Below are 26,030 nucleotides of genomic sequence, written 5' to 3'. Positions count from 1 at the left end.
GGCTCTTGGGGGAACTGGTTTCTTGCGAAATTCTTGGGCAACGTCGGGAATCGGCCCGCTTATTGTCCGGGTAAAACGGTAGTTCAGATAAAACTTGAGGCTGGGAGCCTGCCATGCGCCAGCGGGAAACCCGTTGACGCACGACAGACAACCAACCTCTAGCGCAATCGCTGATTAGCGACGCAGACCCAGGCGAGCGATCAGAGCGCTGTAACGGCTCAGGTCCTTGCCTTTCAGGTAGTCCAGCAGCTTGCGACGCTGGTTAACCATGCGGATCAGACCACGACGGGAGTGGTGGTCTTTACCGTTGGCCTTGAAGTGACCTTGCAGTTTGTTGATGTTGGCGGTCAGCAGTGCGACTTGCACTTCTGGCGAACCAGTGTCACCAACAGCTTGCTGATAGTCAGCTACGATTTGGGCTTTTTCTTGAACGTCGAGAGCCATGAGGCAATCCTTTTATCAGGAAACCGTTACAAAAACGGTTTCAACAGGCCAGGGACAAATCCCTGTATCTATAAATGAGTAGTGACCGTGCCTGTTAACAGCCACACTCGTTCGGTCATTCTGACCGAATCAGTCGACGCGGCGCGATGCGCCCGTCTTCGCTCACTTCACCGATACCGATGAAGCGACCGTTATGATCCTGTACCCGCACCATGCCGAACTTCGGAGCATCCGGGGCACGTACCGGCTGGCCGTTGAGCCAATAGAACGCGCTCGCTTCCGAGAACTGCAGCAGTGGCCAATCCTGCAGGCCGCTGTCCGATGGCATCAGGAAGCGGTCGACCGCTTCGTTGCCGCCTTCGGCATGTACCGCTTCCAGCTCTTCGAGGGTCACGGTCTGCGCCAGGGTGAAAGGCCCGGCCTGGGTACGACGCAGTTCAGCGACGTACGCACCACAACCGAGTTGCTCACCGATATCCTCCACCAGGGTACGAATATAGGTGCCCTTGCTGCAATCCACCGCAAGACGCGCAGTATCGCCTTCGAAGGCCAGCAATTCCAAGCGCGCAATAGTAACAGAACGCGGTTCGCGCTCCACTACTTCGCCTGCACGGGCGAGCTTGTACAGCGGCTGCCCATCACGCTTGAGAGCCGAGTACATCGGCGGTATCTGACTGATTTGCCCGCGAAATTTCGGCAGGACCGCTTCAATGTCGGCCTGACCAACGGTCACCGGACGCTCCTGCAAAACCTCGCCTTCGGCGTCTGCCGTGGTGGTGGTCTTGCCCAGTTGCGCCAGGGTTTCGTAACCCTTGTCGGAATCGAGCAGATACTGCGAGAACTTGGTCGCCTCGCCAAAGCACAACGGCAGAACGCCGGTGGCCAGCGGGTCGAGACTGCCGGTGTGGCCGGCCTTCTCGGCATTGAGTAGCCAGCGAACCTTCTGCAACGCGGCGTTGGAAGTGAACCCCAGCGGCTTGTCGAGCAGGATGATGCCGCTGACGTTACGACGGATACGTTTGACCTGAGCCACCGAGTTACTCCTTGGTGTCTTCGGGTGCAGCAGCTTCGTGCTGACTGTCTTCGGCCACCGCGCGCTCGATCAGAGCCGACAGGTGCGCACCACGGGCGACACTTTCGTCGTAGTGGAAATGCAATTGAGGCACGCTGCGCAGCTTCATTTCACGGGCCAGCTGCATGCGCAGGAAACCGGCGGCAGCATTGAGCACCTTGATACTTTGCGCGATGTCTTCAGCGTTGTCCTGCCCCATCACGGTGATGAAGATCTTCGCGTGACCCACGTCACGACTGACATCGACAGCGGTAATGGTGACCAGGCCGACACGCGGATCTTTGACTTCACGACGGATCAGCTGGGCCAGCTCGCGCTGCATCTGATCGCCGATACGTTGGGTACGGCTGTATTCTTTTGCCATGATTTGTTACCTGTTACTGCCCCGCGGTGAAACCCGCAAGGTCTGAAAGCGGCAAACGCCCGGCCTGACAAAAAGCCAGACCGGGCGTTGCGTTTAGAGTCCTGACGCCGTACCGCGCATTTTCATGCGACGGTCCGACGTGGCCCTTGAAGTGCGCGAGTCAGAGGCTGCGAGCAACCTGAACCTTCTCGAAGACTTCGATCTTGTCACCGACCTTGACGTCGTTGTAGCTCTTCACGCCGATACCGCATTCCATGCCGGCACGCACTTCGGAAGCGTCATCCTTGAAGCGGCGCAGGGATTCCAGCTCGCCTTCGAAGATCACGATGTCTTCACGCAGTACGCGGATCGGACGGTTACGGTGAACAGTACCCTCGATCACCATGCAGCCGGCGATAGCGCCGAACTTAGGCGAACGGAACACGTCACGGACTTCGGCCACACCGAGGATGTTCTCGCGAACATCGCTGCCAAGCATACCGGTCAGGGCTTTCTTGACGTCTTCGATGATGTCGTAGATCACGTTGTAGTAACGCATGTCCAGACCTTCCTGCTCGACGATCTTCCGTGCGCCGGCATCGGCACGCACGTTGAAGCCGAACAGTACAGCGTTGGAAGCCAGTGCCAGGTTGGCGTCGGACTCGGTGATACCACCGACACCGCCACCGACCACGCGCACTTGCACTTCGTCGTTGCCCAGGCCGTTCAGAGCGCCCTGCAAGGCTTCCAGCGAACCACGGACGTCGGATTTGAGGACGATGTTGAGCGTCTTCTTCTCTTCCTGACCCATGCTTTCGAAGATGTTTTCCAGCTTGCCGGCGTGAGCGCGAGCCAGTTTGACTTCGCGGAACTTGCCTTGACGGAACAGAGCCACTTCACGGGCTTTCTTCTCGTCGGCAACCACGCTCATCTCGTCGCCAGCGTCAGGCGTACCGTCCAGGCCGAGGATCTCGACCGGAATGGCCGGACCTGCTTCCTTGATCGGCTTGCCGTTCTCGTCGAGCATGGCGCGCACGCGGCCGTAGTTCGAGCCAACCAGCACCATGTCACCTTGACGCAGCGTACCGTCCTGAACCAGAACAGTCGCTACCGGGCCACGGCCCTTGTCCAGACGCGATTCAACCACGACACCACGGCCAGGAGCCGATGGAGTGGCAGTCAGTTCGAGAACTTCGGCTTGCAGCAATACTGCTTCAAGCAGTTCGTCGACGCCGGTACCCATTTTCGCCGAGACCGGAACGAATGGAGTGTCACCACCCCAGTCTTCGGAGGTCACGCCGTGGGCCGACAGTTCGCTACGGATGCGATCGAGATCAGCGCCCGGCTTGTCGATCTTGTTCACTGCGACTACCAGCGGAACGCCAGCCGCCTGAGCATGCTGAACAGCTTCGATGGTTTGTGGCATCACGCCGTCGTCCGCCGCAACCACCAGGATCACGATGTCGGTCGCCTTGGCACCACGGGCACGCATTGCGGTAAACGCGGCGTGACCCGGGGTGTCGAGGAAGGTGACCATGCCGCGTTCGGTTTCAACGTGGTAGGCACCGATGTGCTGGGTGATACCACCGGCTTCGCCAGCAGCTACCTTGGCACGACGGATGTAGTCGAGCAGCGAGGTCTTACCGTGGTCAACGTGACCCATTACGGTCACAACCGGCGCACGAGGAACAGCCTCACCTTCAAACTTCAGGGACTCGGCCAGGGAATCTTCCAGGGCGGTGTCGCTGACCAGGGTCACTTTGTGGCCCAGCTCTTCAGCTACCAGCTGAGCAGTTTCCTGATCAAGCACCTGGTTGATGGTCGCTGGAGTACCCAGTTTGAACATGAACTTGATGATTTCAGCAGCCTTCACCGACATCTGCTGAGCGAGATCGCCAACAGTGATGGTTTCGCCGATCTTCACTTCACGCACGACAGGGCCGGTCGGGCTCTGGAAACCGTGGGCGTTGCGTTTCTTCAGCTTGGCCTTGCCGCGACCGCCGCGACGGAAGCCATCGCTTTCTTCGTCGGTAGTGCGTGGCGCCACACGTGGAGCCGGTGCCTTTTCCTTGACCGAAGCGCGATGCGGAGCGTTCTTGCGCTCGCCATCGCCGCTGCCGCGACGGTTGTTGTCGTCGGCACGTGGCTTGTCCGGACGGCGCTGTTCGTCACGCTTGCGAGTGTCGGCAGCTGGCGCAGCAGCCACAACCGGTGCAGCTTCGCGCACGGGTTCAGCGGCTGGCGCAGGCGCAGCAACAGGCTCGGCGGAAGCGGTCGGTGCAGCAGCGGGCTGGCGACGCGCTTCTTCTTCGGCGCGAACGCGGGCTTCTTCTTCAGCCTTTTGACGGGCAGCATTTTCTACTGCGCGACGCTCATCCAGTTCACGCTTGCGCTCGGCTTCGATTTCTTCCGGGCTACGCTGTACGAAAACTTTCTTCTTGCGGACTTCAACGCTGATGCTTTTGCTGCCAGCCACACGCAGGGTGCTGGTGGTTTTACGCTGCAGCGTGATCTTGCGTGGTTCTTCCACTTTCGCCTTGTGGCTGCTCTTCAAGTGAGTCAGCAGGGATTGCTTCTCACTGTCAGTCACATGTTCTTCGGCGGCGGTGTGCGGCAGACCTGCCTCACGCATCTGCTGCAACAGGCGCTCTACCGGTGTTTTGACCTCATCGGCCAGTTGTTTCACCGTGACTTGCGTCATGCATTTCTCTCCTCAGGCCGCGCCTAATTACTCGAACCAGTGGGCTCGGGCGGCCATGATCAACTTGCCGGCACGATCATCGTCAATGCCGTCGATGTCGAGCAGGTCGTCAATAGACTGCTCGGCCAGGTCTTCGCGGGTAATTACGCCGCGCACCGCCAGTTCCATCGCCAAATCCTTGTCCATACCCTCAAGCGAGAGCAGGTCTTCGGCCGGATGGGCGTCTGCCAGCTTTTCCTCAGTAGCGATGGCTTTGGTCAACAAGCGATCCTTGGCACGAGCGCGAAGCTCGTTGACGATGTCTTCGTCAAAGCCGTCGATGTTGAGCATTTCTTCCAACGGTACGTAGGCAATCTCTTCCAGGCTGGTGAAGCCTTCGTCGACCAGCACCTGAGCCAGCTCTTCGTCGACTTCCAGCTCGTCGATGAAGTTGCGCAGGATGTCGCCGGTTTCCGCTTGTTGCTTAGCCTGGATGTCCGATTCGGTCATCACGTTCAGGGTCCAGCCAGTCAGCTGGCTCGCCAGACGCACGTTCTGACCACCACGACCGATGGCCTGAGCCAGATTGTCTGCGCCAACGGCGATGTCCATGGCGTGGGCATCTTCGTCAACGATGATGGCCGCCACTTCTGCCGGCGACATGGCATTGATCACGAACTGCGCCGGGTTGTCGTCCCACAGGACGATGTCGACACGCTCGCCACCCAACTCGCCCGACACGGCCTGGACGCGCGAACCGCGCATACCGATGCACGCGCCCTGCGGGTCGATGCGTTTGTCCTTGGAGCGGACGGCGATCTTGGCGCGCGAACCCGGATCACGGGAAGCGGCCATGACTTCGATGAGGCCTTCAGCGATTTCCGGCACTTCGATACGGAACAGCTCGATCAGCATTTCCGGCGCGGTACGCGACAGGATCAGCTGAGGGCCGCGGTTCTCGGTGCGGATTTCCTTGAGCAGCGCACGCAGACGCACGCCAACACGGAAGGTCTCGCGAGAAATGATGTCTTCACGGGCCAGCAACGCCTCGGCGTTATTGCCCAGATCTACGATCACGTTGTCGCGCGTCACTTTTTTCACGGTACCGGAGATGATTTCTCCCAGGCGCTCGCGATAAGCATCAACCACTTGAGCACGCTCGGCTTCGCGCACTTTCTGCACGATGACCTGCTTGGCGGTCTGCGCAGCAATACGGCCGAATTCGATGGATTCGATCTTTTCTTCGACGACATCACCGACCTTGGCGCCTGGATGCGTTTCAGCAACCTTGCTTGGCCAGGTTTCGATGGCCGGATCATCGAGGTCATTCTCTTCGACGACCGTCCAGCGACGGAAAGTTTCGTAAGAACCGGTGTGGCGATTGATTTCCACACGCAGATCAACTTCGTCTTCAAAACGCTTTTTGGTAGCAGTGGCCAGGGCCAGCTCCAGCGCTTCAAAAATTACGCTTGCCGGTACGCCCTTTTCATTGGATACCGACTCAACAACCAGCAGTACTTCTTTGCTCATCGTACGCCTCGCCTTTCGCAAGCCATTGGATCCGCGGGATCCGCGTCTCAGTCAAAACTGGGAATAATGTTGGCCTTGTCGATCATATCGATCGGCAACAGGAACTCATGGTCATCTACCTGCACCACGACATCCTGTTCTTCTACACCGCGCAGAAGGCCCTGAAAGTTGCGTCGTCCTTCAAAAGGCGAGCGCAGCCTGATCTTTACTTGTTCACCGGCAAATTTGGCAAACTGCTCAAGAGTGAACAGTGGGCGTTCCATGCCAGGCGAGGAAACTTCAAGGGTGTATTCAACGGAGATCGGATCTTCAACATCCAGCACACCGCTGATCTGACGGCTGACGATGGCGCAATCGTCCACCAGTACGCCGCCTTCCTTATCGATATAAACGCGCAACATTGAGTGACGACCTTGAGCCGAGAACTCAATACCCCAGCATTCATAGCCCAGGGCCACGACCACCGGGGCCAACAAGGCCTGCAACTCTTCTAGCTTGCTCGACACCTGAACCCCCTCGTGCATGTATGTGCATGCTTTGCAAAATAAAAAAATGGGCGGAACGCCCATCCTTGAAACGCCGTCGAACAGCGGCGTTGAAAGTGTCCAGCTAACAAAAAGCCCCTTAAAAGGGGCTCCTTAAACTGGTTGCGGGGGCCGGATTTGAACCGACGACCTTCGGGTTATGAGCCCGACGAGCTACCAGACTGCTCCACCCCGCGACAAAGCTGGGGCGGAAGTATACGACCGATCCCCAGTAGGGTCAATGTAACCTTCCACCTGCAAGAAAGCCCGCAACAGCGGGCTCTCCTGACTAATTGGTACCGAGAAGGGGACTCGAACCCCTACACCCTATGGGCACAACCACCTCAAGGTTGCGTGTCTACCAATTCCACCACCTCGGCAATACTACGTTTGAAACCCTTCTTACTTCTGCTCTTGAGCTGGAGGCACGTCAGTCGCTGGAGTAGCCGACTTTTGCTCTTGAAGCACCGGGACATCATCAGAAGCCGGTTGTTGCTTTGGAACTTCCAACACTGCCGGATTTGGCAAACCTGCTTGAGTCAGCTGATGAGCTTTCTCTTTAGCAAAGTATCCTAACCCCAAGCTGGTTATGAAGAAACCGGCGGCAAGTATAGCAGTAAACTTACTAAGAAAGGTAGAGGAACCTTGGCTTCCGAACACAGTATTTGAAGCACCTGCTCCGAAAGACGCGCCAGCGTCCGCACCCTTACCCTGCTGCAGCAAAACCAGAGCAACTACGCCCAATGCACCCAGCAGATGAAAAACGACTACGACTGTTTCCAGCATTTTTTCAGTTTCCCGCGGCGCGACAGATCGCACCGAACTCATCTGCATTCAGGGAAGCTCCACCAATGAGCCCCCCATCGATATCCGGCATGCCGAACAGTTCGACCGCATTGGCCGCCTTCACGCTGCCGCCGTATAGAAGCCGCACATTTCGCGCGACTTCAGAATTCTCTGCCGCCAACTGCTCACGAATGGCTTTATGCACATCCTGAGCCTGCTGCGGCGTTGCAGTCAGCCCGGTACCAATGGCCCAGACCGGCTCGTAAGCGATCACTGCATTGGCAAAAGCACCTACACCCAGCTCCTCGATGATGCTGCCCAGCTGACGCCCGACAACCTCAAGAGTTTTTCCGGCTTCGCGCTGCTCCAGGGTTTCCCCTACACACAACACCGGAATCAAGCCACATGCCTGTGCCGCTGCGAACTTGCGATTCAGCATTCCGTCTCGCTCGCCCATGATCTGGCGGCGTTCGGAGTGCCCGACAAGCACCAGGGAACAACCTGCATCCACCAACTGACTTGGTGCAATTTCACCGGTCAATGCACCTTGCATCGATTCCACCGCGGAATTCTGCGCGCCGACCGAAATCGACTTTCCTTTCAAGCCATCAATCACTTGATTGATATGCAGGCAAGGCGGGAATACCACGACATCAACACCGCTTGGCAAGGCCAGATGACGAAGGCCGTTGATCAGCTCAGCGACGCTGGCGCGGGTACCGTGCATCTTCCAGTTACCAGCTACCATAGGGCGACGCATGCTGTACCTCGTCGGTCAAAGTGGGCGCAGATGTTACCCAACACAATCATGGCTGGCAAGCCGTATCAGGCAGAAACTTCAGTTACCAGTTTTGCCAGCTCTTCGGCATAGCTGCGAACCTGTGTTTCATCCTCGCCCTCGACCATGACACGCACCAGAGGCTCTGTCCCGGACTTGCGCAGAAGCACACGTCCACGCCCCCCCATTGCCTCGGTTACACGCTTGCTGGCTTCCTTGACAGCCGGGTGGTCGAGCGGACTGTCGCCGCCACCAAAACGCACATTGATCAATACTTGAGGGCACTTGCGCAGCGCCTGGCGGGTTTGCGCCAGACCTTCGTTGCGGGTTTTCAGTGCCATCAACACCTGCAACGCCGCGATGATCGCATCACCCGTTGTGGTGTGATTGAAGCAGACGACATGCCCGGAGTTCTCACCACCGACCAGCCAATCGCGCTCCAGCAACTCGGCAATCACATAACGGTCGCCTACATTTGCGCGCACAAAAGGAATCCCCAGATCCGCCAGGGCCAACTCCAGACCCAGGTTGCTCATTAGCGTACCGACCACGCCGCCCTGCAATTTGCCACGCTCATGCAGATCACGAGCAATGATGAAAATCAGCTCATCACCATCAACAACCGCACCGGTGTGATCAACCATCAACACCCGGTCACCATCACCATCGAAAGCGATTCCCAGATCAGCGTGCTCGGCAAGCACCGCAGCCTGCAGCGGCCCCATGTGCGTCGAGCCACAGTTGTCGTTGATGTTCAGACCGTTGGGCTGGGCGGACAACACCACAACCTCGGCGCCCAACTCACGGAAGACGCTCGGCGCAACCTTGTAGGTTGCTCCGTGTGCGCAGTCGATTACGATCTTGAGACCGGCAAAACTGGTGTTGGTCGGCACGCTGCTCTTGCAGAACTCGATGTATCGACCGGACGCATCGTTGATTCGCGATACCTTGCCGATCTTGCTCGACTCAACGACTGTCATCGGCGTGTCGAGCAACTCCTCGATCATCAGCTCCAGCTCATCCGGCAACTTGGTGCCGCGACCGGAGAAAAACTTGATGCCGTTATCATCGTGAGGATTGTGCGAAGCACTAATCACGATACCGGCCTCAGCCTGGAATGTGCGTGACAGGTAAGCGATAGCAGGCGTCGGCATCGGCCCGAGCAGCATCACGTCGGCACCTGCGGATGTGAGGCCGGCCTCCAGAGCCGACTCGAACATATAACCGGAAATTCGTGTGTCCTTGCCAACGAGCACCTTGCAGGCGCCCATTTTTCGGAATGCCATCCCTGCTGCCCAGCCAAGCTTGAGCATGAAATCCGGAGTAATCGGATACTCACCGACGCGACCACGAATGCCGTCGGTACCAAAGTATTTCTTGCTCATAAGTGCTCCATCATTCTTATTCGGCTGATTCCACGGCCGCGATCATCCGCACGACATCCACCGTTTCGGCCACATCATGGACGCGCAATATACGCGCGCCTTTGACGGACGCCAGTGCAGCCAGGGCCAAACCACCATACAGGCGCTCGCCCACCGAGCGATTCAGCGCCTGCCCGATCATGCTTTTTCGCGAGACGCCGACCAACAGAGGTCGCCCCAATGCATGAAGGGCATCCATATGCCTGAACAAGCTTAGATTGTGCTGCAGGTTTTTTGCGAAACCGAAGCCAGGATCAAGAATGATCCGCTCCGCAGGTATGCCAGCCGATGCGCACCGCTCCATGCGTTCGGCGAGAAACTCACCCACTTCCCGGGTGACATCCTGATATTGCGGGTTGTCCTGCATGTCACCGGGCTCACCCAGCATATGCATCAGACAGACCGGCAACCCCGTGGCCGCGGCGGCATCCAGCGCACCGTCACGCCGCAGCGATCGCACGTCGTTGATCAACCCGGCGCCCAGGCGTGCAGTTTCCCGCATGACGGCTGGAGTCGATGTATCGACAGAGATGATCACATCCAGCTCGCGATTGATCAGCTCCACGATTGGCGCAACACGCTCCAGCTCCTCAAGCGGTGAAACCGCTCGCGCACCAGGTCGCGTGGACTCCCCGCCAACATCAATCAGCGTCGCACCAGCCAACACCATCGCCTCGGCATGACGCAGGGCCGCATCAAGCTGACTGTATCGGCCGCCATCGGAGAAGGAATCGGGAGTGACATTGAGAATGCCCATGACATGCGCCTGGGCCAAATCAAGAACCCGGTTGCCGCAAGGCAACCGGGTCAGGGACTGTGCAGAAATCATTTCAAACCTTAAACGTCAGCAGCCGGACCGCCAATCGGTGTTTCCGGACGCTCATCCTGAACCACCGGAGGAGGCGTGCCAGTACCGGTGCCACCCGACCAGTCGCGAGGTTCACGCGGCGTGCGACCGGCCATGATGTCGTCGATCTGTTCGGCATCGATCGTCTCGTACTTCATCAGGGCATCAGCCATGGCATCGAGCTTGTCACGATTGTCCGTAAGGATCTGTTTGGCGGTGCCGTAGCACTGATCGATGATGCTGCGCACTTCCGAATCGATCAACTTCGCTGTTTCACCCGAGAAGCTGGCGTTCTGACCACCGCCACCACGACCCAGGAACACCTCGCCCTCTTCTTCCGCATACATCAACGGTCCGAGTTTTTCAGACAGGCCCCACTTGGTCACCATGTTCCGCGCAATCTGACTGGCACGCATGATGTCATTGGAGGCGCCTGTAGTCACACCGTCGAAGCCCAGGGTCATTTCTTCAGCGATACGACCGCCGTACAGCGAGCAGATCTGACTGATCAACGCACGCTTGGACAGGCTGTAGCGATCTTCTTCCGGCAGGAACATGGTCACACCCAGCGCACGACCGCGCGGGATGATCGATACCTTGTAGACCGGATCATGCTCAGGCACGACGCGACCGACAATGGCGTGGCCGGCTTCGTGATAAGCCGTGTTCTGCTTCTCTTTCTCGGACATGACCATGGATTTGCGCTCGGCACCCATCATGATCTTGTCTTTGGCCAGTTCGAATTCCTTCATCTCGACAATGCGCTTGCCAGCACGGGCAGCGAACAGCGAAGCCTCGTTGACCAGGTTCGCAAGGTCGGCACCGGAGAAGCCCGGAGTACCACGAGCGATAACAGCTGGAGCAACGTCGTCACCCATCGGCACTTTACGCATGTGCACTTTGAGGATTTGTTCGCGACCACGGATATCCGGCAGACCGACCACCACCTGACGGTCGAAACGACCCGGACGCAGCAAAGCAGGGTCCAGCACATCAGGACGGTTGGTTGCCGCGATAACGATGATGCCGTCATTCATTTCGAAGCCGTCCATCTCGACCAGCAACTGGTTGAGAGTCTGCTCACGCTCGTCGTGACCACCGCCCATGCCAGCGCCACGATGGCGACCAACGGCGTCGATCTCGTCGATGAAGATAATGCAAGGTGCGTGCTTCTTGGCCTGTTCGAACATATCGCGAACACGGCTGGCACCGACACCGACAAACATTTCGACAAAGTCGGAACCCGAAATGGTGAAGAACGGCACTTTGGCTTCGCCGGCAATCGCCTTGGCCAGCAAGGTTTTACCAGTACCGGGAGGACCGACCATCAGTACGCCGCGAGGAATACGACCACCCAGACGCTGGAACTTGCCCGGATCACGAAGGAACTCGACGAGTTCGCCGACCTCTTCCTTGGCTTCGTCGCAACCAGCTACGTCAGCCAGGGTGGTTTTCACCTGGTCTTCGGACAGCAGGCGCGCCTTGCTCTTGCCAAAGCTCATCGGCCCGCCCTTGCCGCCCGCACCGCCCTGCATCTGGCGCATGAAGAACATGAACACCGCGATGATCACCAGGATCGGGAAGCTGGCCACCAGAAGCTGGGTCCAGATGCTTTGCTGCTCAGGCTGCTTGCCTTCGACAACGACGTGGTTGTCGACCAGATCGCCGATCAGGCCATTGTCTTGAATTGCCGGACGAATGGTCTTGAAGCTATCGCCATCGTTGCGCTTGCCGGTAATCACGTAGCCATCAACCGCTACGCGCTCGACTTTGCCATCCTTGACCTGCTGGATGAAGTCGGAATAGTTGAGGGTCTGCGGCTCGTTAGGGCTGGAGAAGTTGTTCATCACCGTCACCAGGACAGCCGCGATGATCAACCACAGGATCAGATTCTTTGCCATATCGTTCAATTAACTACCCTCTGAAGCAAGCTCCGCTACTGGCGCGCGCTTCGCATGATATTCACCGGCCTAACTTACTACATTACCTACAGCTCTGGCAGGCGCCGTCTGTAACCCTTTGTGAAACACTTTCTACACAATATTCGCTTATGCACGCGGGGCGAAATACGAAAAACCTATCACCCCGCCAAAAAAACTCGTTTTACTCGCTGCGACCGCGATAACCCCAAGCCAGCATGTATTGCTCGCGGGAACTGTCGCGGGAAGAGTCCGGCTTGATCATCTGGACCTTGTCGAATTTCCGACGAGCGTCCTTCAGGTAAACATCGAACCCTTCGCCCTGAAAAATCTTGATCAGGAAATTACCGCCCGGCTTGAGAATCCGCTCAGCCAGGTCAAGCGCCAGCTCGCAAAGAAACATGGCTTTCGGCATATCTACGGCAGGCGTACCACTCATATTGGGGGCCATATCGGAAATCACAAGGTCCACCTGTGAATTACCCACCGCCTCGAGGATTTGAGCGAGCACTTCATCCTGAGTGAAATCCCCCTGAATGAAGGTCACGTCAGGAATACTGTCCATTTCCAGGATGTCCGAGGCGATCAGACGCCCCTGGCCACCGATCAGTCGACTGGTGACCTGAGACCAGCCGCCGGGCGCCGCGCCAAGATCGACCACGCTCATGCCTGGGCGGATCAGTTTGTATTTCTCCTGGACTTCCAGAAGCTTGTAACTCGCACGCGAGCGGTAGCCATCCTTCTGCGCCTGCTTCACATAAGGATCGTTGACATGTCGTTTCAGCCAACCAAGGCTTGTCTTGGAACGCGCCATTGGGCACCTCGTTGATTAGGGTCGTGATTAATTGGGCGGATCCACGAGCCCTCGGGTAAAATGGCCGCCATTTTACAGAATCCAGACGAAAGGGTCAGATTATGCCGCTCACTCCAGAGCAGAAGAAACAGTACAAATCCATTGGCCACCACCTCAAACCAGTTTTGACGGTGGCCGACAACGGTTTGACTGAGGGTGTTTTAGCCGAACTCGAACGCGCATTGGCGGATCACGAGCTGATCAAGATCAAGCTCAACATCCTCGATCGCGAGGCGCGCCTGGCGTCCGTTGCAGAGCTGTGCAAGGTCGGCAAGGCCGATCTGGTTCAGGTCATCGGCAAGATGGCACTGATTTACCGCAAGAACTTCAGCGTCAACAAGCAGCTGTCGAACGTCCATCGCTTCAAGTGACGACAAGGGTCAAGGGTGTGCTTCGCGCACCCTGCCACTCCATCCCGGCACCGGTTGCAACACCAGCACCAGCCCGGAAAAACCCAGAACAAGATAACTGAACACCTGCCAGCGCTGTGCATCCGGCCAGCCGACACGCACTGCGACATACATCGCACTCGCATACAACGCCATCAGCAGCACTTGCCCGCGAAAATCCCGCCATAGACTGGCAAGGCCTTCGGCCCGTACCAGCACCAAAGCCTGAAAAACCAAACACACGGCAGCGAAACCCACCACCGGCACTTCAAACGCACTGGCGACTTCGTCGATCAGCAGCGGTGCCAGGCCAATCTGGCCCAGCACCGGCCGCAGACCGAGGTGCACCAGCCATAAACCGCCGACCCACAACATCTGGGTCAGCTGCCAGAGCATGGCGCCCGCATGCAGCGGGCGCCCTGTTTCAGATGTGACGGACTTCGACAATCTCATACTCGATATCGCCGCCCGGCGTTTTTACGACGACCGTGTCGCCCTCTTCCTTGGCAATCAAGGCGCGGGCGATCGGCGAACCGACCGAAATCTTGCCGAGTTTGATGTCCGCCTCGTCTTCACCAACGATCTGGTAAGTCACGCTTTCATCAGTCTCGACGTTGGCGATCTCGACGGTAGTGCCGAAAATCACTTTGCCGGTGTGCGCAATGGTCGTCACATCGATGATCACGGCATTCTGCATGCGACCTTCGATGTCACGGATCCGCGCCTCGACCATGCCCTGCTGTTCGCGGGCAGCATGGTATTCAGCGTTTTCCTTCAAGTCACCCAACTCGCGGGCCGTACCGATGTCCTGGCTGAGCTTCGGACGAACGACCTTGGTCAGATGAGCGTGTTCCTCTTCCAGGGCTTTCGCGCCCTGGACGGTCATTGGGTATTTATTCATGCCTTCAATCCTGCGTGTAGATCCTGCAAGCGGCGCACGGTCTTCTCGGGACCGAACTTCAGCGCTTCGCAGATGGCTTCGCCAGCAGCAATAGTGGTGGTGCAGTAGATCTTGTGCTGCAAGGCATTACGACGAATGGAGTAAGAGTCGGCGATCGATTGACGACCTTCAGTGGTGTTGATAATCAGAGTGACTTCGTCATTCTTGATCATGTCGACCACGTGCGGACGACCCTCGGTCACCTTGTTCACACGACGCACTTTCAGGCCTGCAGCCTCGATCAGCTTGGCAGTGCCGGCAGTGGCGACCACTTCGAAGCCCAAGTTGATCAGATCACGGGCCACGCCTGCAACCAGCGGCTTGTCATCATCACGTACGCTGATGAATGCGGTACCGCCGGTCGGCAGCACTTCGCTCGCGCCCATCTGGGCTTTGGCAAAGGCTTCGCCGAAGGTGTCACCGACGCCCATCACTTCACCGGTGGACTTCATCTCCGGGCCGAGGATCGGGTCAACGCCAGGGAATTTGGCGAACGGGAACACCGCCTCTTTCACGCTGTAGAAGTTCGGAATGATTTCCTTGGTGAAGCCGATTTCCTTCAGGGTTTTACCAGCCATTACACGGGCAGCAATCATGGCCAGGGAAACACCGATGCACTTCGACACGAACGGTACGGTACGGGAAGCACGCGGGTTGACTTCGATGACGTAGATGTCTTCGCCTTGCAGCGCCAGCTGAACGTTCATCAGGCCGACCACGCCCAGTTCCAGGGCCATTTTCTTGACCTGCTCGCGCATCTCGTCCTGGATGTGCGCAGGCAGCGAGTACGGCGGCAGCGAGCACGCGGAGTCACCGGAGTGAACGCCCGCCTGTTCGATGTGCTGCATGATCGCGCCGATCACTACGTCCTTGCCGTCGCAGACCGCATCCACGTCCATCTCGATGGCGCAGTTGAGGAAGTGGTCGAGCAGCACCGGGCTGTCGTTCGACACTTGCACCGCGTCACGCAGGTAACGCTTGAGCTCCTCTTCCTTGTAGACGATTTCCATCGCCCGGCCGCCCAGTACGTAGGACGGACGCACCACCAGCGGATAACCGATCTTCGCGGCAGCGCGAACGGCTTCGTCTTCGCTGCGTACGGTGGCGTTTGGCGGCTGACGCAGGTTCAGGCGCTCAACCATCTGCTGGAAGCGCTCACGGTCTTCGGCACGGTCGATGGCGTCAGGGCTGGTGCCGATAATCGGCACGCCGGCCGCCTCGAGGGCGCGAGCCAGTTTCAGTGGAGTCTGGCCGCCGTACTGGACGATCACGCCTTTCGGCTTCTCGACGCGGCAGATTTCCAGCACGTCTTCCAGGGTCACCGGCTCGAAGTACAGACGGTCGGAAGTGTCGTAGTCAGTGGAAACGGTTTCCGGGTTGCAGTTGACCATGATGGTTTCGTAGCCGTCTTCGCGCAGGGCGAGAGCGGCGTGTACGCAGCAGTAGTCAAACTCGATGCCCTGACCGATACGGTTCGGACCGCCACCCAGAATCATGATCTTGTCGCGGCCCGACGGCGCGGCTTCGCACTCTTCCTCGTAAGTCGAGTACAGGTAAGCCGTGTCGGTGGCGAACTCCGCGGCACAGGTGTCCACGCGCTTGTAGACCGGGAACACTTCCAGCTTTTGACGGTGAGTGCGCAGGTTCTTTTCGGTGACGCCCAGCAGCTTGGCCAAACGCTGGTCGGAGAAGCCTTTACGCTTGAGCTTGAACATCAGGTCGCGGTCGATAGCGGACAGACCCAGGGTCTTGACCTTCTCTTCGTCCTTGATCAGATCTTCGATCTGCACCAGGAACCACGGGTCGATCATGTTCATGCCGAAGATTTCTTCGACGGTCATGCCGGCACGGAAAGCGTCCGCCACGTACCAGATACGCTCGGCGCCCGGCACGGTCAGCTCGCGCTTGAGCACGCTCATGCTTTCCGGATTGCTCAGGTCGACTTTCTCGTCCAGACCGCAAACGCCTACTTCCAGACCGCGCAGGGCTTTCTGCAGGGATTCCTGGAAGGTACGGCCGATGGCCATGACTTCGCCTACGGACTTCATTTGAGTGGTCAGGCGTGCGTCAGCGTTGGCGAACTTCTCGAAGGCGAAGCGCGGCAGCTTGGTCACGACGTAGTCGATGGACGGCTCGAAGGACGCCGGGGTCTTGCCGCCGGTGATGTCGTTCGACAGCTCGTCGAGGGTGTAGCCGACCGCCAGTTTGGCCGCGACCTTGGCAATCGGGAAACCGGTGGCTTTCGAAGCCAGGGCCGACGAACGCGATACACGCGGGTTCATTTCGATCACGACCATGCGGCCGGTGTTCGGGCAGATACCGAACTGAACGTTGGAACCGCCGGTCTCGACGCCGATCTCGCGCAGTACCGCCAGCGAGGCGTTACGCAGGATCTGGTATTCCTTGTCGGTCAGGGTCTGAGCCGGGGCAACAGTGATCGAGTCACCGGTGTGCACACCCATCGGGTCGAAGTTTTCGATCGAGCAGACGATGATGCAGTTGTCCTTTTTGTCGCGGACAACTTCCATTTCATATTCTTTCCAGCCGATCAGCGATTCGTCGATCAGCAGTTCCTTGGTCGGCGACAGGTCCAGACCACGGGCGCAGATTTCTTCGAACTCTTCACGGTTGTAAGCAATACCGCCACCGGTGCCGCCCATGGTGAAGGACGGACGGATGATGCACGGGAAGCCCAGGCGCTCGAGCACCGCGTTGGCTTCTTCCATGCTGTGGGCGATACCGGAACGCGGGCATTCCAGGCCGATGGCCTTCATCGCTTTGTCGAAACGCGAACGATCTTCAGCCTTGTCGATGGTGTCAGCGTTGGCGCCGATCATCTCTACGCCGAACTTCTCCAGAACGCCTTCGCGCTCGAGGTCCAGGGCGCAGTTCAGAGCAGTCTGGCCGCCCATGGTTGGCAGCACCGCATCCGGACGCTCTTTTTCGATGATCTTGGCAACGGTCTGCCATTTGATCGGCTCGATGTAGGTGGCGTCGGCCATGTCCGGGTCGGTCATGATGGTGGCCGGGTTGGAGTTCACCAGGATGACGCGGTAACCCTCTTCGCGCAGGGCTTTGCAAGCCTGGGCGCCGGAGTAGTCGAATTCGCAGGCCTGGCCGATAACGATCGGGCCAGCGCCGAGAATCAGGATGCTTTTAATGTCTGTACGTTTTGGCATGGGTTTGTCACTCAAATCCGCAGGTCAGTCGGCAAGCCGTCTTGATCGATTTCTGAAGTCCCGAGGGGGCCGCCGGTTCCGGGGCCGCCCTCGAGGGGCTTCTCGCTACAGTCTCAAGGCGAGCACTTAGCGTCGCTTGGCCATCTCGTTGATGAAGCGGTCAAACAGTGGGGCCACATCGTTCGGGCCCGGGCTCGCTTCAGGGTGGCCCTGGAAGCTGAACGCGCTCTTGTCGGTACGCTCGATACCTTGGAGGGTGCCGTCGAACAGCGATTTGTGGATCGCGCGAACGTTGGCTGGCAGGGTCGCTTCGTCAACCGCGAAACCGTGGTTCTGGCTGGTGATCATCACGACGCCAGTGTCCAGATCCTGTACCGGGTGGTTGGCACCGTGGTGGCCGTGACCCATTTTCAGGGTCTTGGCGCCGGAGGCCAGAGCCAGCAGCTGGTGGCCGAGGCAGATGCCGAACACCGGAATCTCGGTTTCCAGCACTTCCTTGATCGCCTTGATCGCGTAGTCACAAGGCTCCGGATCGCCAGGGCCGTTGGACAGGAACACGCCATCCGGATTCAGGGCCAGCACGTCGGCAGCCGGGGTTTGCGCCGGCACCACGGTCACGCGGCAGCCGCGCTCGACCAGCATGCGCAGGATGTTGACCTTGACGCCGTAGTCGTAGGCAACCACGTGGTATGGCAGCTCGGAGGCTTCGATGGTCGCGTGGCTGTCGGTTTTCAGATCCCAGACAGTGGAGCGCCATTCGTATTGGGTCTTGGTGCTGACGACTTTCGCCAGGTCCATGCCCTTCAGGCCCGGGAAGCCTTGCGCAGCGGCGATGGCCGCTTCTTCGGAGATGTTGTCGCCGGCCATGATGCAGCCGTTCTGTGCGCCTTTTTCACGCAGGATACGGGTCAGGCGGCGGGTGTCGATACCGGCGATTGCCACAACATTGTTGGCTTTCAGGTAGTCGGACAGGGACATCGTGTTACGCCAGTTGCTCGCTACCAGCGGCAGGTCACGGATGACCAGGCCAGCGGACCAGACGCGATTGGACTCGGCGTCTTCCGGCGTGGTGCCGGTGTTGCCGATGTGCGGGTAAGTCAGGGTAACGATCTGTTGGGCGTAGGAAGGATCGGTAAGGATTTCCTGATAGCCGGTCATTGCGGTGTTGAACACCACCTCACCAACGGTCTGACCGTCGGCTCCAATGGCTTCGCCGCGAAAAATGCTGCCATCAGCAAGGGCGAGTATGGCTGGCTTAGTCAAGAAGACCTCCCGTAAATAACGCATGAAAGGGCAATCGCAGGTTGTAAAAAAGCGGAGTGACGTATGGACACGTCACCCCGCTTCTTCACTGAATTATTCTGCGCGCTTTTAGTGGACACACTAAAGCTGTAGCTTACAGAAAAAGGGATTTTTGGTCTACCGCCAATGAGCCTGAAAGTCCGGAGAATGCGACAGGGCGTCGCCAGACAGAGTAAAACCGGCACAAACAGGGCGTTTGCGCCGGGCTCAAACAAAGCTCAACGCAGATCGAGCACGTCCTGCATGTCGTAAAGACCCGGTTCGCGAGCATCCAGCCACAGCGCCGCACGCACGGCCCCCTTGGCGAATGTCATGCGGCTCGAAGCCTTGTGGGTGATTTCCAGACGCTCGCCCTCGCAGGCGAACAGCACCGTATGATCACCCACCACATCACCGCCACGAACAGTGGCAAAACCGATGGTTTCACGCTCACGCACACCGGTGTGACCTTCACGACCATAGACCGCGACCTTCTGCAGATCACGATCCAGCGCACTGGCGATCACTTCACCCATGCGCAGGGCCGTACCCGATGGCGCATCGATCTTGTGGCGGTGATGGGCCTCGATGATTTCGATGTCTGCGTCATCACCCAGCACCCGCGCAGCCATGTCGAGCAGCTTCAGTGACAGATTGACACCAACGCTGAAGTTGGCCGCGAACACGATCGGAATGTCCTTGCCCGCTTCGGCCAGCAACTGCTTCTGCGCAGCGTCCAGCCCGGTCGTGCCGATCACCATCGCCTTGCCGGCCTTACGGCAGAAGGCCAGGTTTTTCAGCATCACTTCCGGCAGGGTGAAGTCGATCAAAACATCGAACTCTTCCGCGACCGATTCCAGATTCCCGGACAACGGCACGCCGATCCGACCGAGCGAAGCCAGCTCACCGGCATCCACCCCGATCAGCGTACTGCCAGGGCGGACAATGGCGGCCGTCAAACCGGTCAACGGTGCGCGCTGCTGCACGGCCTCGACCAGAATCTTGCCCATGCGCCCGGCAGCGCCCATCACAGCTATACGTCGCATGCCGACTCCTTACAGATCGCCGAAGAAGCGTTTCACACCATCGAACCAACCGGTGGTTTTCGGCGAATGGCTGTTGTCATCCGCCAGAGAGCTGCGGAACTCTTCGAGCAATTCACGCTGACGACGGTTCAGATTGACCGGAGTCTCGACCGCAACACGGCACATCAGGTCGCCCGCACCGCCACCACGCACCGGCGCAACGCCTTTGCCGCGCACGCGGAACTGCTTGCCGGTCTGAGTCCCTTCCGGAATCTTCAGCTTCACGCGACCATCGAGGGTCGGGATTTCCAGCTCGCCGCCCAGCGCCGCATCGACAAAGCTGATCGGCACTTCGCAGAACAGGTGCTTGCCGTCACGCTGGAAGATCGCGTGTTCGCGCACATTGATCACAACGTACAGGTCGCCGGTCGGGCCACCTTGAGTGCCCGCCTCGCCTTCTCCGGACAGACGAATGCGGTCACCGGTATCGACGCCGGCTGGCACTTTGACGGAGAGGGTTTTGTATTCTTCGACGCGACCGTCACCGTGGCAGGAGTCGCACGGATCGGAAATGATCTTCCCTTGGCCATGGCAGCGCGGGCAGGTCTGCTGCACGGAGAAGAAGCCCTGCTGCATGCGTACCTGACCGATACCGCCGCAAGTCGGGCAAGTCGATGGCGACGAACCTTTCTTAGCGCCCGAACCATCGCACGGTTTGCAATTGACCAGTGTCGGAACGCGGATATTCACGGTCGTACCGCGCACCGCTTCTTCCAGGTTCAGCTCCAGGGTGTAGCGCAAGTCGCTGCCACGCTGGGCGCCGCCACGGGAACCACCGCGACCGCCACCAAAGAAGTCACTGAAGACATCACCGAAAATATCGGAGAAGTTCTGGCCGCCGAAACCGCCACCGCCGCCACCCATGCTTGGGTCGACACCGGCATGGCCATACTGATCGTACGCCGCGCGCTTGCTGGAATCGGACAATACTTCGTAGGCCTCGTTGGCCTCTTTGAACAGTTCTTCCGACGCTTTGTCATCGGGATTACGGTCCGGGTGATGCTTCATCGCCAGACGGCGATAGGCCTTCTTCAGGTCTGCTTCGCTTGAGCCGCGCTCAACACCCAACACTTCGTAATAGTCACGCTTTGCCATAAGTTCTTCATACTCTTGAGGACGTTCGGCAAACCCCTCCTGAGCTTCGCCAAACTCGTTGAGCCCCAATACAGGCCCGGACCCAACTCACGTCAATTCAACGATCCTGGTCTTTGGTTCATGCGGTATTTGCGGCGCGAAAAGCAGGAGCATTCCCGGCCATACCGCCAACACACGAAGCTTGTCGCATGCTGTAAAAATTCGCGTATTCCAGATACGCCAACGCGGGAGCAAGCTCCCGCGCGGCGACATCCTACCAGTCACCGCCGCAAGGCAGTCAACCGGGCGACCAACAACTTACTTGTGGTCTTTTACTTCTTCGAACTCGGCATCGACGACATCGTCAGCCTTTTCAGCTTTCTCTGCGTGCGGTGCCGCGCCTTCGGCAGGCTGAGCCTGTTCGGCGTACATCTTCTGGGCAACCGGCGCGGAGACTTTCGACAGCTCTTCAACCTTGGCGTCGATGGCAGCCTTGTCGTCGCCTTTGACGGCGGCTTCCAGGGCAACCACGGCCGCTTCGATTGCAGCCTTCTCTTCCGCAGTCACTTTGTCGCCAGCGTCAGCGATCATCTTGCGAGTCGAGTGAACCAGCGCATCACCCTGGTTACGGGCACCGGCCAGCTCTTCAAACTTGCGATCTTCCTCAGCGTTCAGCTCGGCGTCGCGCACCATCTTCTGGATTTCTTCATCCGACAGACCCGAGTTGGCCTTGATGGTGATCTTCTGCTCTTTGCCGGTCGCCTTGTCTTTCGCGCCGACGTGCAGGATGCCGTTGGCGTCGATGTCGAAGGTCACTTCGATCTGTGGCACACCGCGTGGCGCTGGTGGAATCTCGGACAGGTCGAACTTGCCCAGGGACTTGTTCTGTGCAGCTTGCTTGCGCTCACCTTGCAGGACGTGAATGGTCACGGCGCCCTGGTTGTCATCGGCAGTCGAGAACACTTGCGATTTCTTGGTAGGAATCGTGGTGTTTTTCTCGATCAGCGCGGTCATCACACCGCCCATGGTTTCGATACCCAGGGTCAGCGGGCTGACGTCGAGCAGCAGAACGTCTTTCACGTCACCGGCCAGAACGGCGCCCTGGATGGCAGCACCCATGGCAACAGCTTCGTCAGGGTTCACATCCTTACGAGCTTCTTTACCGAAGAAATCGGTAACTGCCTTCTGCACCAGAGGCATACGAGTCTGGCCACCGACCAGGATCACGTCGTCAATTTTGCTGGCGTCGATGCCGGCGTCTTTCAGAGCGATGCGGCATGGCTCGATGGTACGGTTCACCAGGTCTTCGACCAGCGACTCGAGCTTGGCGCGAGAAATCTTCACGTTCAGGTGCTTAGGACCAGTCGCATCTGCTGTGATGTACGGCAGGTTGACGTCGGTCGACTGAGAAGAAGACAGCTCGATCTTGGCCTTCTCAGCGGCTTCTTTCAGACGCTGCAGGGCCAGAGGATCGTTCTTCAGGTCCATGCCGGACTCTTTCTTGAACTCGTCGACGAGGTAGTCGATCAGACGCATGTCGAAGTCTTCACCACCCAGGAAGGTATCACCGTTGGTGGCCAGTACTTCGAATTGGTGCTCGCCATCAACTTCAGCGATTTCGATCACGGAAACGTCGAAGGTACCACCACCCAGGTCGTAAACGATCACGGTGTGATCGCCCTTGGCCTTGTCCATACCGTAAGCCAGAGCAGCTGCGGTTGGTTCGTTGATGATACGTTTTACATCCAGACCGGCGATGCGACCGGCGTCTTTGGTCGCCTGACGCTGGCTGTCGTTGAAGTAGGCCGGAACAGTGATCACCGCTTCGGTCACTGCTTCGCCGAGGTAGTCTTCGGCGGTCTTCTTCATCTTCTTCAGGACTTCGGCGCTGATTTGCGGCGGAGCCATCTGCTTGCCGGAGGCCTCGACCCAAGCGTCACCATTGTTGGCCTTGACGATCTTGTAAGGCACCAGCTTGATGTCTTTCTGCACGACTTCTTCGTCGAAGCGGCGGCCGATCAGGCGCTTCACCGCGAACAATGTGTTGTGCGGGTTGGTCACAGCCTGACGCTTGGCGGACTGGCCGACCAGGATTTCGCCATCGTTGGCGTAAGCGATGATCGACGGCGTGGTACGCGCGCCTTCGGCGTTTTCAATAACTTTGGCTACGCCGTTTTCCAGCACGGAGACGCAGGAGTTGGTAGTCCCCAGGTCGATACCGATAATTTTGCCCATGTTCACTCTCCCGAAACTTTGGATTTGGTTGCCGCAGCAGTGGTGGCTAACTGCGGTAATACTTAAACGCTTGACTTCTAAATGGGGGCCTTGCGACTAATTTCAAGCCTTCTCGTCAATCGAAGGCGAAACTGGCGCCGGCGCCTTGCTGACAACGACCATCGCCGGACGCAGCAGGCGCCCGTTGAGCTGGTAGCCCTTCTGGAAAACTTTCAGAACACTGTTCGGTTCCAGGTCAGCACTTTCCTGCATGGCCATTGCCTGATGTTCCACGGCGTTGAACGGCTCGCCTTCCTGCGGACTGACGGCTACAAGCTGATAGCGCTTGAGGGTGTCCTGGAACATTTTCAGGGTCAGCTCGATGCCTTCGCGCATCGGACGGATGCTTTCGTCGTCCGGATTCGACAGCTCGAGGCCGCGTTCCAGACTGTCGACGATCGGCAGCAGGTCGCCGGCGAATTTTTCCAGCGCAAACTTGTGAGCCTTCTCAACATCCTGCTCGGCACGGCGGCGGACGTTCTGCAGATCGGCAGCTACGCGCAGAGATTGATCCTGCGCGGCGGCCAATTGCTCTTCGAGCACTTGCACACGGGTCGCCAGGTCATCACCCGAAGCCTCGGGCGCCTGATTGGCTTCTGGATTTTGCGTATCTACTGTCTGTTCGTCAGCCATAGAATTCTCCTTTCAATATCGTCCGCGAGTTCGATTCGCGCTTCTGCCCCGGTATATGGGGCCGCAAAATCAGGCTTCAAGGGCTGACAATGATTAACCCTACAAAAAAGTGCTGCATTGTCATTCCCGGGCGCGATAAGCATTTGATCGGATCAAGCCAATCGAGCTAAGCGAGGGCATTGTCAGGCCGAAACAAAACACTGTATAAATAACCAGACCTAAAGCCTGGGAGCGGCCTTTATGCTGGTGCACCTGTCCGTACACAACTACGCCATCGTTGAACATCTCGATCTCGAACTCGATCGCGGGATGAGCGTGATTACCGGGGAAACCGGCGCCGGCAAATCAATCATGCTCGACGCACTGGGCCTGACCCTCGGCGATCGCGCCGACAGCGGCGTGGTTCGCCCGGGCGCCGACAAGGCCGACATCCTGGCGACCTTCGACCTGGCTGACATCCCCGAAGCCAGCGCCTGGCTGGCCGAGCGCGACCTGGAAATCGACGGCCCGTGCATCCTGCGTAGGGTCATCACCTCGGAAGGCCGCTCCCGTGGCTATATCAACGGCACGCCCTGCCCGCTCGGCGACCTCAAGGCCCTCGGCGAGCTGCTGATCGACATCCATAGCCAGCACGAACACCAGTCCCTGCTCAAGACGGATACTCACCGTCGCCTGCTCGATGAGTACGCCGGCGCCACCGATCTGGCCCGACAGGTACAACTGGCCGCCCAGCGCTGGCGCCAGACTCGCCAGGAGCTGGAGCGCCTGTCCAACTCCGGCGACGAGCAACGCGCACGTCATCAACTGCTCAGCTACCAGCTCGAAGAACTGGAAAACCTCGGCCTCGGCGAGAACGAGCTGGAAGACCTGGAGCAGGAACACAAGAACCTGACCAACGCCGAAACCCTGCTGGGCATCTGCCGGCAAGTGGTCGAACAATGCAGTGAAAGCGATTCCGGCAATGTCCTGAATGCGCTGACCGCCAGCCTCAATCGCCTGTCCAGCGTGAACAACTCGATCGGCGCCTTGGGGGAAGCCAGCAGCCTGCTGACCAGTGCGCAGATCCAGGTCGAAGAGGCTGTGGGCGAACTCAACCGTTTTCTCGACAACTTCGACGCCGATCCGGCGCGCCTGCAATATCTGGAAGAACGCCTTGATGCCATTTATACCCTGGCGCGCAAACACCGGATCCAGCCGACCGAAGTCGCCGAGATGCAGCAAAAACTGCTGGATGAAATCGAAACCCTGAATGCCAACGACGAATCCATCGAGCGCCTGGGCGAAGAGCTTGCTTCGTATGCCCGTCATTATCAGGAAAAGGCTCGTGAGCTGAGCGATCTGCGCCATCAGGCTGCAGGCAGCCTGGCCAGCGCCGTGGAACAGGAGATTCAACGGCTCGGCATGCCCGGCGGACGCTTCACCATCGAGTTGCGCCCCAACGCCAGCGGCGAACTCCTGCCCAACGGCCTCGAGCAGGTCGAACTGCTGGTCAGCGCCAACCCTGGCCAGCCATTAAAGGCCTTGGCCAAAGTGGCATCCGGCGGCGAACTCTCGCGGATCAGCCTGGCGATTCAGGTCATCACCGCCCAGACCTCACGCGTGCCGACACTAGTATTCGACGAAGTGGACGTCGGCATCGGCGGCCCGACCGCCGAGATTGTCGGCCAGTTGTTGCGACGCCTGGGTGAACGCGGCCAGGTCCTGACCGTTACGCACTTGCCGCAGGTGGCCGCGCAGGGCCATCAGCATTTATTTGTGCACAAGGTGCGGGGCGATCAGGCAACTCACACCGCTGTCTCGAAGCTGAGCAAGAATGACCGTATAGAAGAAGTCGCGAGGATGCTTGGCGGCATTGATCTGACCAAAGAGTCTCTGGCACACGCCAAGAAAATGGTCGTAACCGCTAAGGTTTAAGCACGACAGAAAGCACGAAGGCGACCCTTGGGTCGCCTTCGTTCGTTTCGCGAACCTGAAA

General features: G+C 58.5%; 22 protein-coding genes and 2 tRNA genes. 2 read left to right on the top strand and 22 right to left on the bottom strand.

The window, feature by feature from the left end:
• Nucleotides 1-174 precede the first annotated feature (174 nt).
• The 14 genes from rpsO to rlmE all read right to left on the bottom strand — a co-directional run bounded on the left by rpsO (nucleotide 175) and on the right by rlmE (nucleotide 13,161).
• Complete coding sequence (gene rpsO / locus CAF87_RS07300) at nucleotides 175-444, bottom strand: 30S ribosomal protein S15 (protein ID WP_085698397.1); 270 nt, start codon at nucleotides 442-444, stop codon at nucleotides 175-177.
• 115 nt (nucleotides 445-559) lie between these two features.
• Complete coding sequence (gene truB, locus CAF87_RS07295) at nucleotides 560-1,477, bottom strand: tRNA pseudouridine(55) synthase TruB (protein ID WP_007953739.1); 918 nt, start codon at nucleotides 1,475-1,477, stop codon at nucleotides 560-562.
• Between the two features lie 4 nt (nucleotides 1,478-1,481).
• On the bottom strand, nucleotides 1,482-1,880 hold the full coding sequence (gene rbfA, locus CAF87_RS07290) for a 30S ribosome-binding factor RbfA (protein ID WP_085729550.1): 399 nt from the start codon (nucleotides 1,878-1,880) through the stop codon (nucleotides 1,482-1,484).
• Nucleotides 1,881-2,040: 160 nt separating this feature from the next.
• Nucleotides 2,041-4,560, bottom strand: a complete 2,520-nt coding sequence (infB, locus tag CAF87_RS07285; protein ID WP_085711845.1) for a translation initiation factor IF-2 — start codon at nucleotides 4,558-4,560, stop codon at nucleotides 2,041-2,043.
• Between the two features lie 27 nt (nucleotides 4,561-4,587).
• Nucleotides 4,588-6,069, bottom strand: coding sequence for a transcription termination factor NusA (nusA, locus tag CAF87_RS07280; RefSeq protein ID WP_003221546.1), 1,482 nt, complete (start codon nucleotides 6,067-6,069; stop codon nucleotides 4,588-4,590).
• Nucleotides 6,070-6,116: 47 nt separating this feature from the next.
• Complete coding sequence (gene rimP / locus CAF87_RS07275; protein WP_065260004.1) at nucleotides 6,117-6,575, bottom strand: ribosome maturation factor RimP; 459 nt, start codon at nucleotides 6,573-6,575, stop codon at nucleotides 6,117-6,119.
• Between the two features lie 138 nt (nucleotides 6,576-6,713).
• A tRNA-Met gene (locus tag CAF87_RS07270) sits at nucleotides 6,714-6,790 on the bottom strand.
• 97 nt (nucleotides 6,791-6,887) lie between these two features.
• Nucleotides 6,888-6,973, bottom strand: a tRNA-Leu gene (locus CAF87_RS07265).
• Nucleotides 6,974-6,995: 22 nt separating this feature from the next.
• Nucleotides 6,996-7,379 carry a preprotein translocase subunit SecG gene (gene secG, locus CAF87_RS07260; protein WP_011332406.1) on the bottom strand — a complete coding sequence of 128 codons (384 nt, stop codon included), beginning with the start codon at nucleotides 7,377-7,379 and terminating at the stop codon, nucleotides 6,996-6,998.
• A gap of 4 nt (nucleotides 7,380-7,383) precedes the next feature.
• A complete protein-coding gene (tpiA, locus tag CAF87_RS07255) occupies nucleotides 7,384-8,139 on the bottom strand; it encodes a triose-phosphate isomerase (protein WP_085729549.1) in 756 nt (251 codons plus the stop codon).
• Between the two features lie 65 nt (nucleotides 8,140-8,204).
• Nucleotides 8,205-9,542, bottom strand: a complete 1,338-nt coding sequence (glmM, locus tag CAF87_RS07250; protein WP_085729548.1) for a phosphoglucosamine mutase — start codon at nucleotides 9,540-9,542, stop codon at nucleotides 8,205-8,207.
• Between the two features lie 16 nt (nucleotides 9,543-9,558).
• The gene (folP, locus tag CAF87_RS07245) at nucleotides 9,559-10,410 is read right to left on the bottom strand and encodes a dihydropteroate synthase (protein WP_085729547.1); all 852 of its coding nucleotides are present in this window, start codon (nucleotides 10,408-10,410) and stop codon (nucleotides 9,559-9,561) included.
• An 8-nt stretch (nucleotides 10,411-10,418) separates the two neighbouring features.
• Nucleotides 10,419-12,329, bottom strand: a complete 1,911-nt coding sequence (ftsH, locus tag CAF87_RS07240; protein WP_085711849.1) for an ATP-dependent zinc metalloprotease FtsH — start codon at nucleotides 12,327-12,329, stop codon at nucleotides 10,419-10,421.
• Between the two features lie 202 nt (nucleotides 12,330-12,531).
• Nucleotides 12,532-13,161 carry a 23S rRNA (uridine(2552)-2'-O)-methyltransferase RlmE gene (gene rlmE, locus CAF87_RS07235; RefSeq protein WP_085711850.1) on the bottom strand — a complete coding sequence of 210 codons (630 nt, stop codon included), beginning with the start codon at nucleotides 13,159-13,161 and terminating at the stop codon, nucleotides 12,532-12,534.
• 101 nt (nucleotides 13,162-13,262) lie between these two features.
• Here rlmE and CAF87_RS07230 point away from each other — a divergent pair, with 101 nt between their 5' ends.
• Nucleotides 13,263-13,571, top strand: coding sequence for a YhbY family RNA-binding protein (locus tag CAF87_RS07230; protein WP_011332401.1), 309 nt, complete (start codon nucleotides 13,263-13,265; stop codon nucleotides 13,569-13,571).
• A gap of 9 nt (nucleotides 13,572-13,580) precedes the next feature.
• Here CAF87_RS07230 and CAF87_RS07225 read toward each other — a convergent pair whose 3' ends face one another.
• The 8 genes from CAF87_RS07225 to grpE all read right to left on the bottom strand — a co-directional run bounded on the left by CAF87_RS07225 (nucleotide 13,581) and on the right by grpE (nucleotide 24,055).
• Nucleotides 13,581-13,985 (bottom strand): MFS transporter, encoded by a 405-nt coding sequence (locus CAF87_RS07225; protein WP_085729546.1) that lies wholly within the window; start codon nucleotides 13,983-13,985, stop codon nucleotides 13,581-13,583.
• A 28-nt stretch (nucleotides 13,986-14,013) separates the two neighbouring features.
• The gene (gene greA, locus CAF87_RS07220) at nucleotides 14,014-14,490 is read right to left on the bottom strand and encodes a transcription elongation factor GreA (protein ID WP_085729545.1); all 477 of its coding nucleotides are present in this window, start codon (nucleotides 14,488-14,490) and stop codon (nucleotides 14,014-14,016) included.
• Nucleotides 14,487-17,708: a carbamoyl-phosphate synthase large subunit gene (carB, locus tag CAF87_RS07215; RefSeq protein WP_085729544.1), complete on the bottom strand. Its 3,222-nt coding sequence runs from the start codon at nucleotides 17,706-17,708 to the stop codon at nucleotides 14,487-14,489. Before carB ends, greA begins: the two co-directional genes overlap by 4 nt.
• 126 nt (nucleotides 17,709-17,834) lie before the next feature.
• A complete protein-coding gene (gene carA, locus CAF87_RS07210) occupies nucleotides 17,835-18,971 on the bottom strand; it encodes a glutamine-hydrolyzing carbamoyl-phosphate synthase small subunit (RefSeq protein ID WP_085711854.1) in 1,137 nt (378 codons plus the stop codon).
• Between the two features lie 257 nt (nucleotides 18,972-19,228).
• Nucleotides 19,229-20,035, bottom strand: coding sequence for a 4-hydroxy-tetrahydrodipicolinate reductase (gene dapB / locus CAF87_RS07205; RefSeq protein ID WP_085729543.1), 807 nt, complete (start codon nucleotides 20,033-20,035; stop codon nucleotides 19,229-19,231).
• Between the two features lie 9 nt (nucleotides 20,036-20,044).
• Nucleotides 20,045-21,169: a molecular chaperone DnaJ gene (gene dnaJ / locus CAF87_RS07200; RefSeq protein WP_085729542.1), complete on the bottom strand. Its 1,125-nt coding sequence runs from the start codon at nucleotides 21,167-21,169 to the stop codon at nucleotides 20,045-20,047.
• A gap of 297 nt (nucleotides 21,170-21,466) precedes the next feature.
• Nucleotides 21,467-23,383 (bottom strand): molecular chaperone DnaK, encoded by a 1,917-nt coding sequence (dnaK, locus tag CAF87_RS07195; RefSeq protein WP_085729541.1) that lies wholly within the window; start codon nucleotides 23,381-23,383, stop codon nucleotides 21,467-21,469.
• A 102-nt stretch (nucleotides 23,384-23,485) separates the two neighbouring features.
• Nucleotides 23,486-24,055: a nucleotide exchange factor GrpE gene (gene grpE, locus CAF87_RS07190; RefSeq protein WP_085729540.1), complete on the bottom strand. Its 570-nt coding sequence runs from the start codon at nucleotides 24,053-24,055 to the stop codon at nucleotides 23,486-23,488.
• Between the two features lie 240 nt (nucleotides 24,056-24,295).
• Here grpE and recN point away from each other — a divergent pair, with 240 nt between their 5' ends.
• On the top strand, nucleotides 24,296-25,969 hold the full coding sequence (gene recN / locus CAF87_RS07185) for a DNA repair protein RecN (protein WP_085729539.1): 1,674 nt from the start codon (nucleotides 24,296-24,298) through the stop codon (nucleotides 25,967-25,969).
• The last annotated feature ends 61 nt before the right edge of the window (nucleotides 25,970-26,030 follow it).

The sequence above is a fragment of the Pseudomonas sp. R38(2017) genome (assembly GCF_002112395.1).
Classification (GTDB): Bacteria; Pseudomonadota; Gammaproteobacteria; order Pseudomonadales; family Pseudomonadaceae; genus Aquipseudomonas.
Note: the sequence above shows the minus strand (reverse complement) of the source record. Positions and strands in the feature narration are given on the sequence as shown.

Excerpts from the sequence above, each read along its gene's own strand:
- rpsO (WP_085698397.1), bottom strand. The coding sequence starts at position 444 with ATGGCTCTCGACGTTCAAGAAAAAGCCCAAATCGTAGCTGACTATCAG.
- rbfA (WP_085729550.1), bottom strand. The coding sequence starts at position 1,880 with ATGGCAAAAGAATACAGCCGTACCCAACGTATCGGCGATCAGATGCAG.
- infB (WP_085711845.1), bottom strand. The coding sequence starts at position 4,560 with ATGACGCAAGTCACGGTGAAACAACTGGCCGATGAGGTCAAAACACCG.
- nusA (WP_003221546.1), bottom strand. The coding sequence starts at position 6,069 with ATGAGCAAAGAAGTACTGCTGGTTGTTGAGTCGGTATCCAATGAAAAG.
- secG (WP_011332406.1), bottom strand. The coding sequence starts at position 7,379 with ATGCTGGAAACAGTCGTAGTCGTTTTTCATCTGCTGGGTGCATTGGGC.
- tpiA (WP_085729549.1), bottom strand. The coding sequence starts at position 8,139 with ATGCGTCGCCCTATGGTAGCTGGTAACTGGAAGATGCACGGTACCCGC.
- glmM (WP_085729548.1), bottom strand. The coding sequence starts at position 9,542 with ATGAGCAAGAAATACTTTGGTACCGACGGCATTCGTGGTCGCGTCGGT.
- folP (WP_085729547.1), bottom strand. The coding sequence starts at position 10,410 with ATGATTTCTGCACAGTCCCTGACCCGGTTGCCTTGCGGCAACCGGGTT.
- ftsH (WP_085711849.1), bottom strand. The coding sequence starts at position 12,329 with ATGGCAAAGAATCTGATCCTGTGGTTGATCATCGCGGCTGTCCTGGTG.
- rlmE (WP_085711850.1), bottom strand. The coding sequence starts at position 13,161 with ATGGCGCGTTCCAAGACAAGCCTTGGTTGGCTGAAACGACATGTCAAC.
- CAF87_RS07230 (WP_011332401.1), top strand. The coding sequence starts at position 13,263 with ATGCCGCTCACTCCAGAGCAGAAGAAACAGTACAAATCCATTGGCCAC.
- CAF87_RS07225 (WP_085729546.1), bottom strand. The coding sequence starts at position 13,985 with ATGCTCTGGCAGCTGACCCAGATGTTGTGGGTCGGCGGTTTATGGCTG.
- greA (WP_085729545.1), bottom strand. The coding sequence starts at position 14,490 with ATGAATAAATACCCAATGACCGTCCAGGGCGCGAAAGCCCTGGAAGAG.
- carB (WP_085729544.1), bottom strand. The coding sequence starts at position 17,708 with ATGCCAAAACGTACAGACATTAAAAGCATCCTGATTCTCGGCGCTGGC.
- dapB (WP_085729543.1), bottom strand. The coding sequence starts at position 20,035 with ATGCGACGTATAGCTGTGATGGGCGCTGCCGGGCGCATGGGCAAGATT.
- dnaJ (WP_085729542.1), bottom strand. The coding sequence starts at position 21,169 with ATGGCAAAGCGTGACTATTACGAAGTGTTGGGTGTTGAGCGCGGCTCA.
- dnaK (WP_085729541.1), bottom strand. The coding sequence starts at position 23,383 with ATGGGCAAAATTATCGGTATCGACCTGGGGACTACCAACTCCTGCGTC.
- grpE (WP_085729540.1), bottom strand. The coding sequence starts at position 24,055 with ATGGCTGACGAACAGACAGTAGATACGCAAAATCCAGAAGCCAATCAG.
- recN (WP_085729539.1), top strand. The coding sequence starts at position 24,296 with ATGCTGGTGCACCTGTCCGTACACAACTACGCCATCGTTGAACATCTC.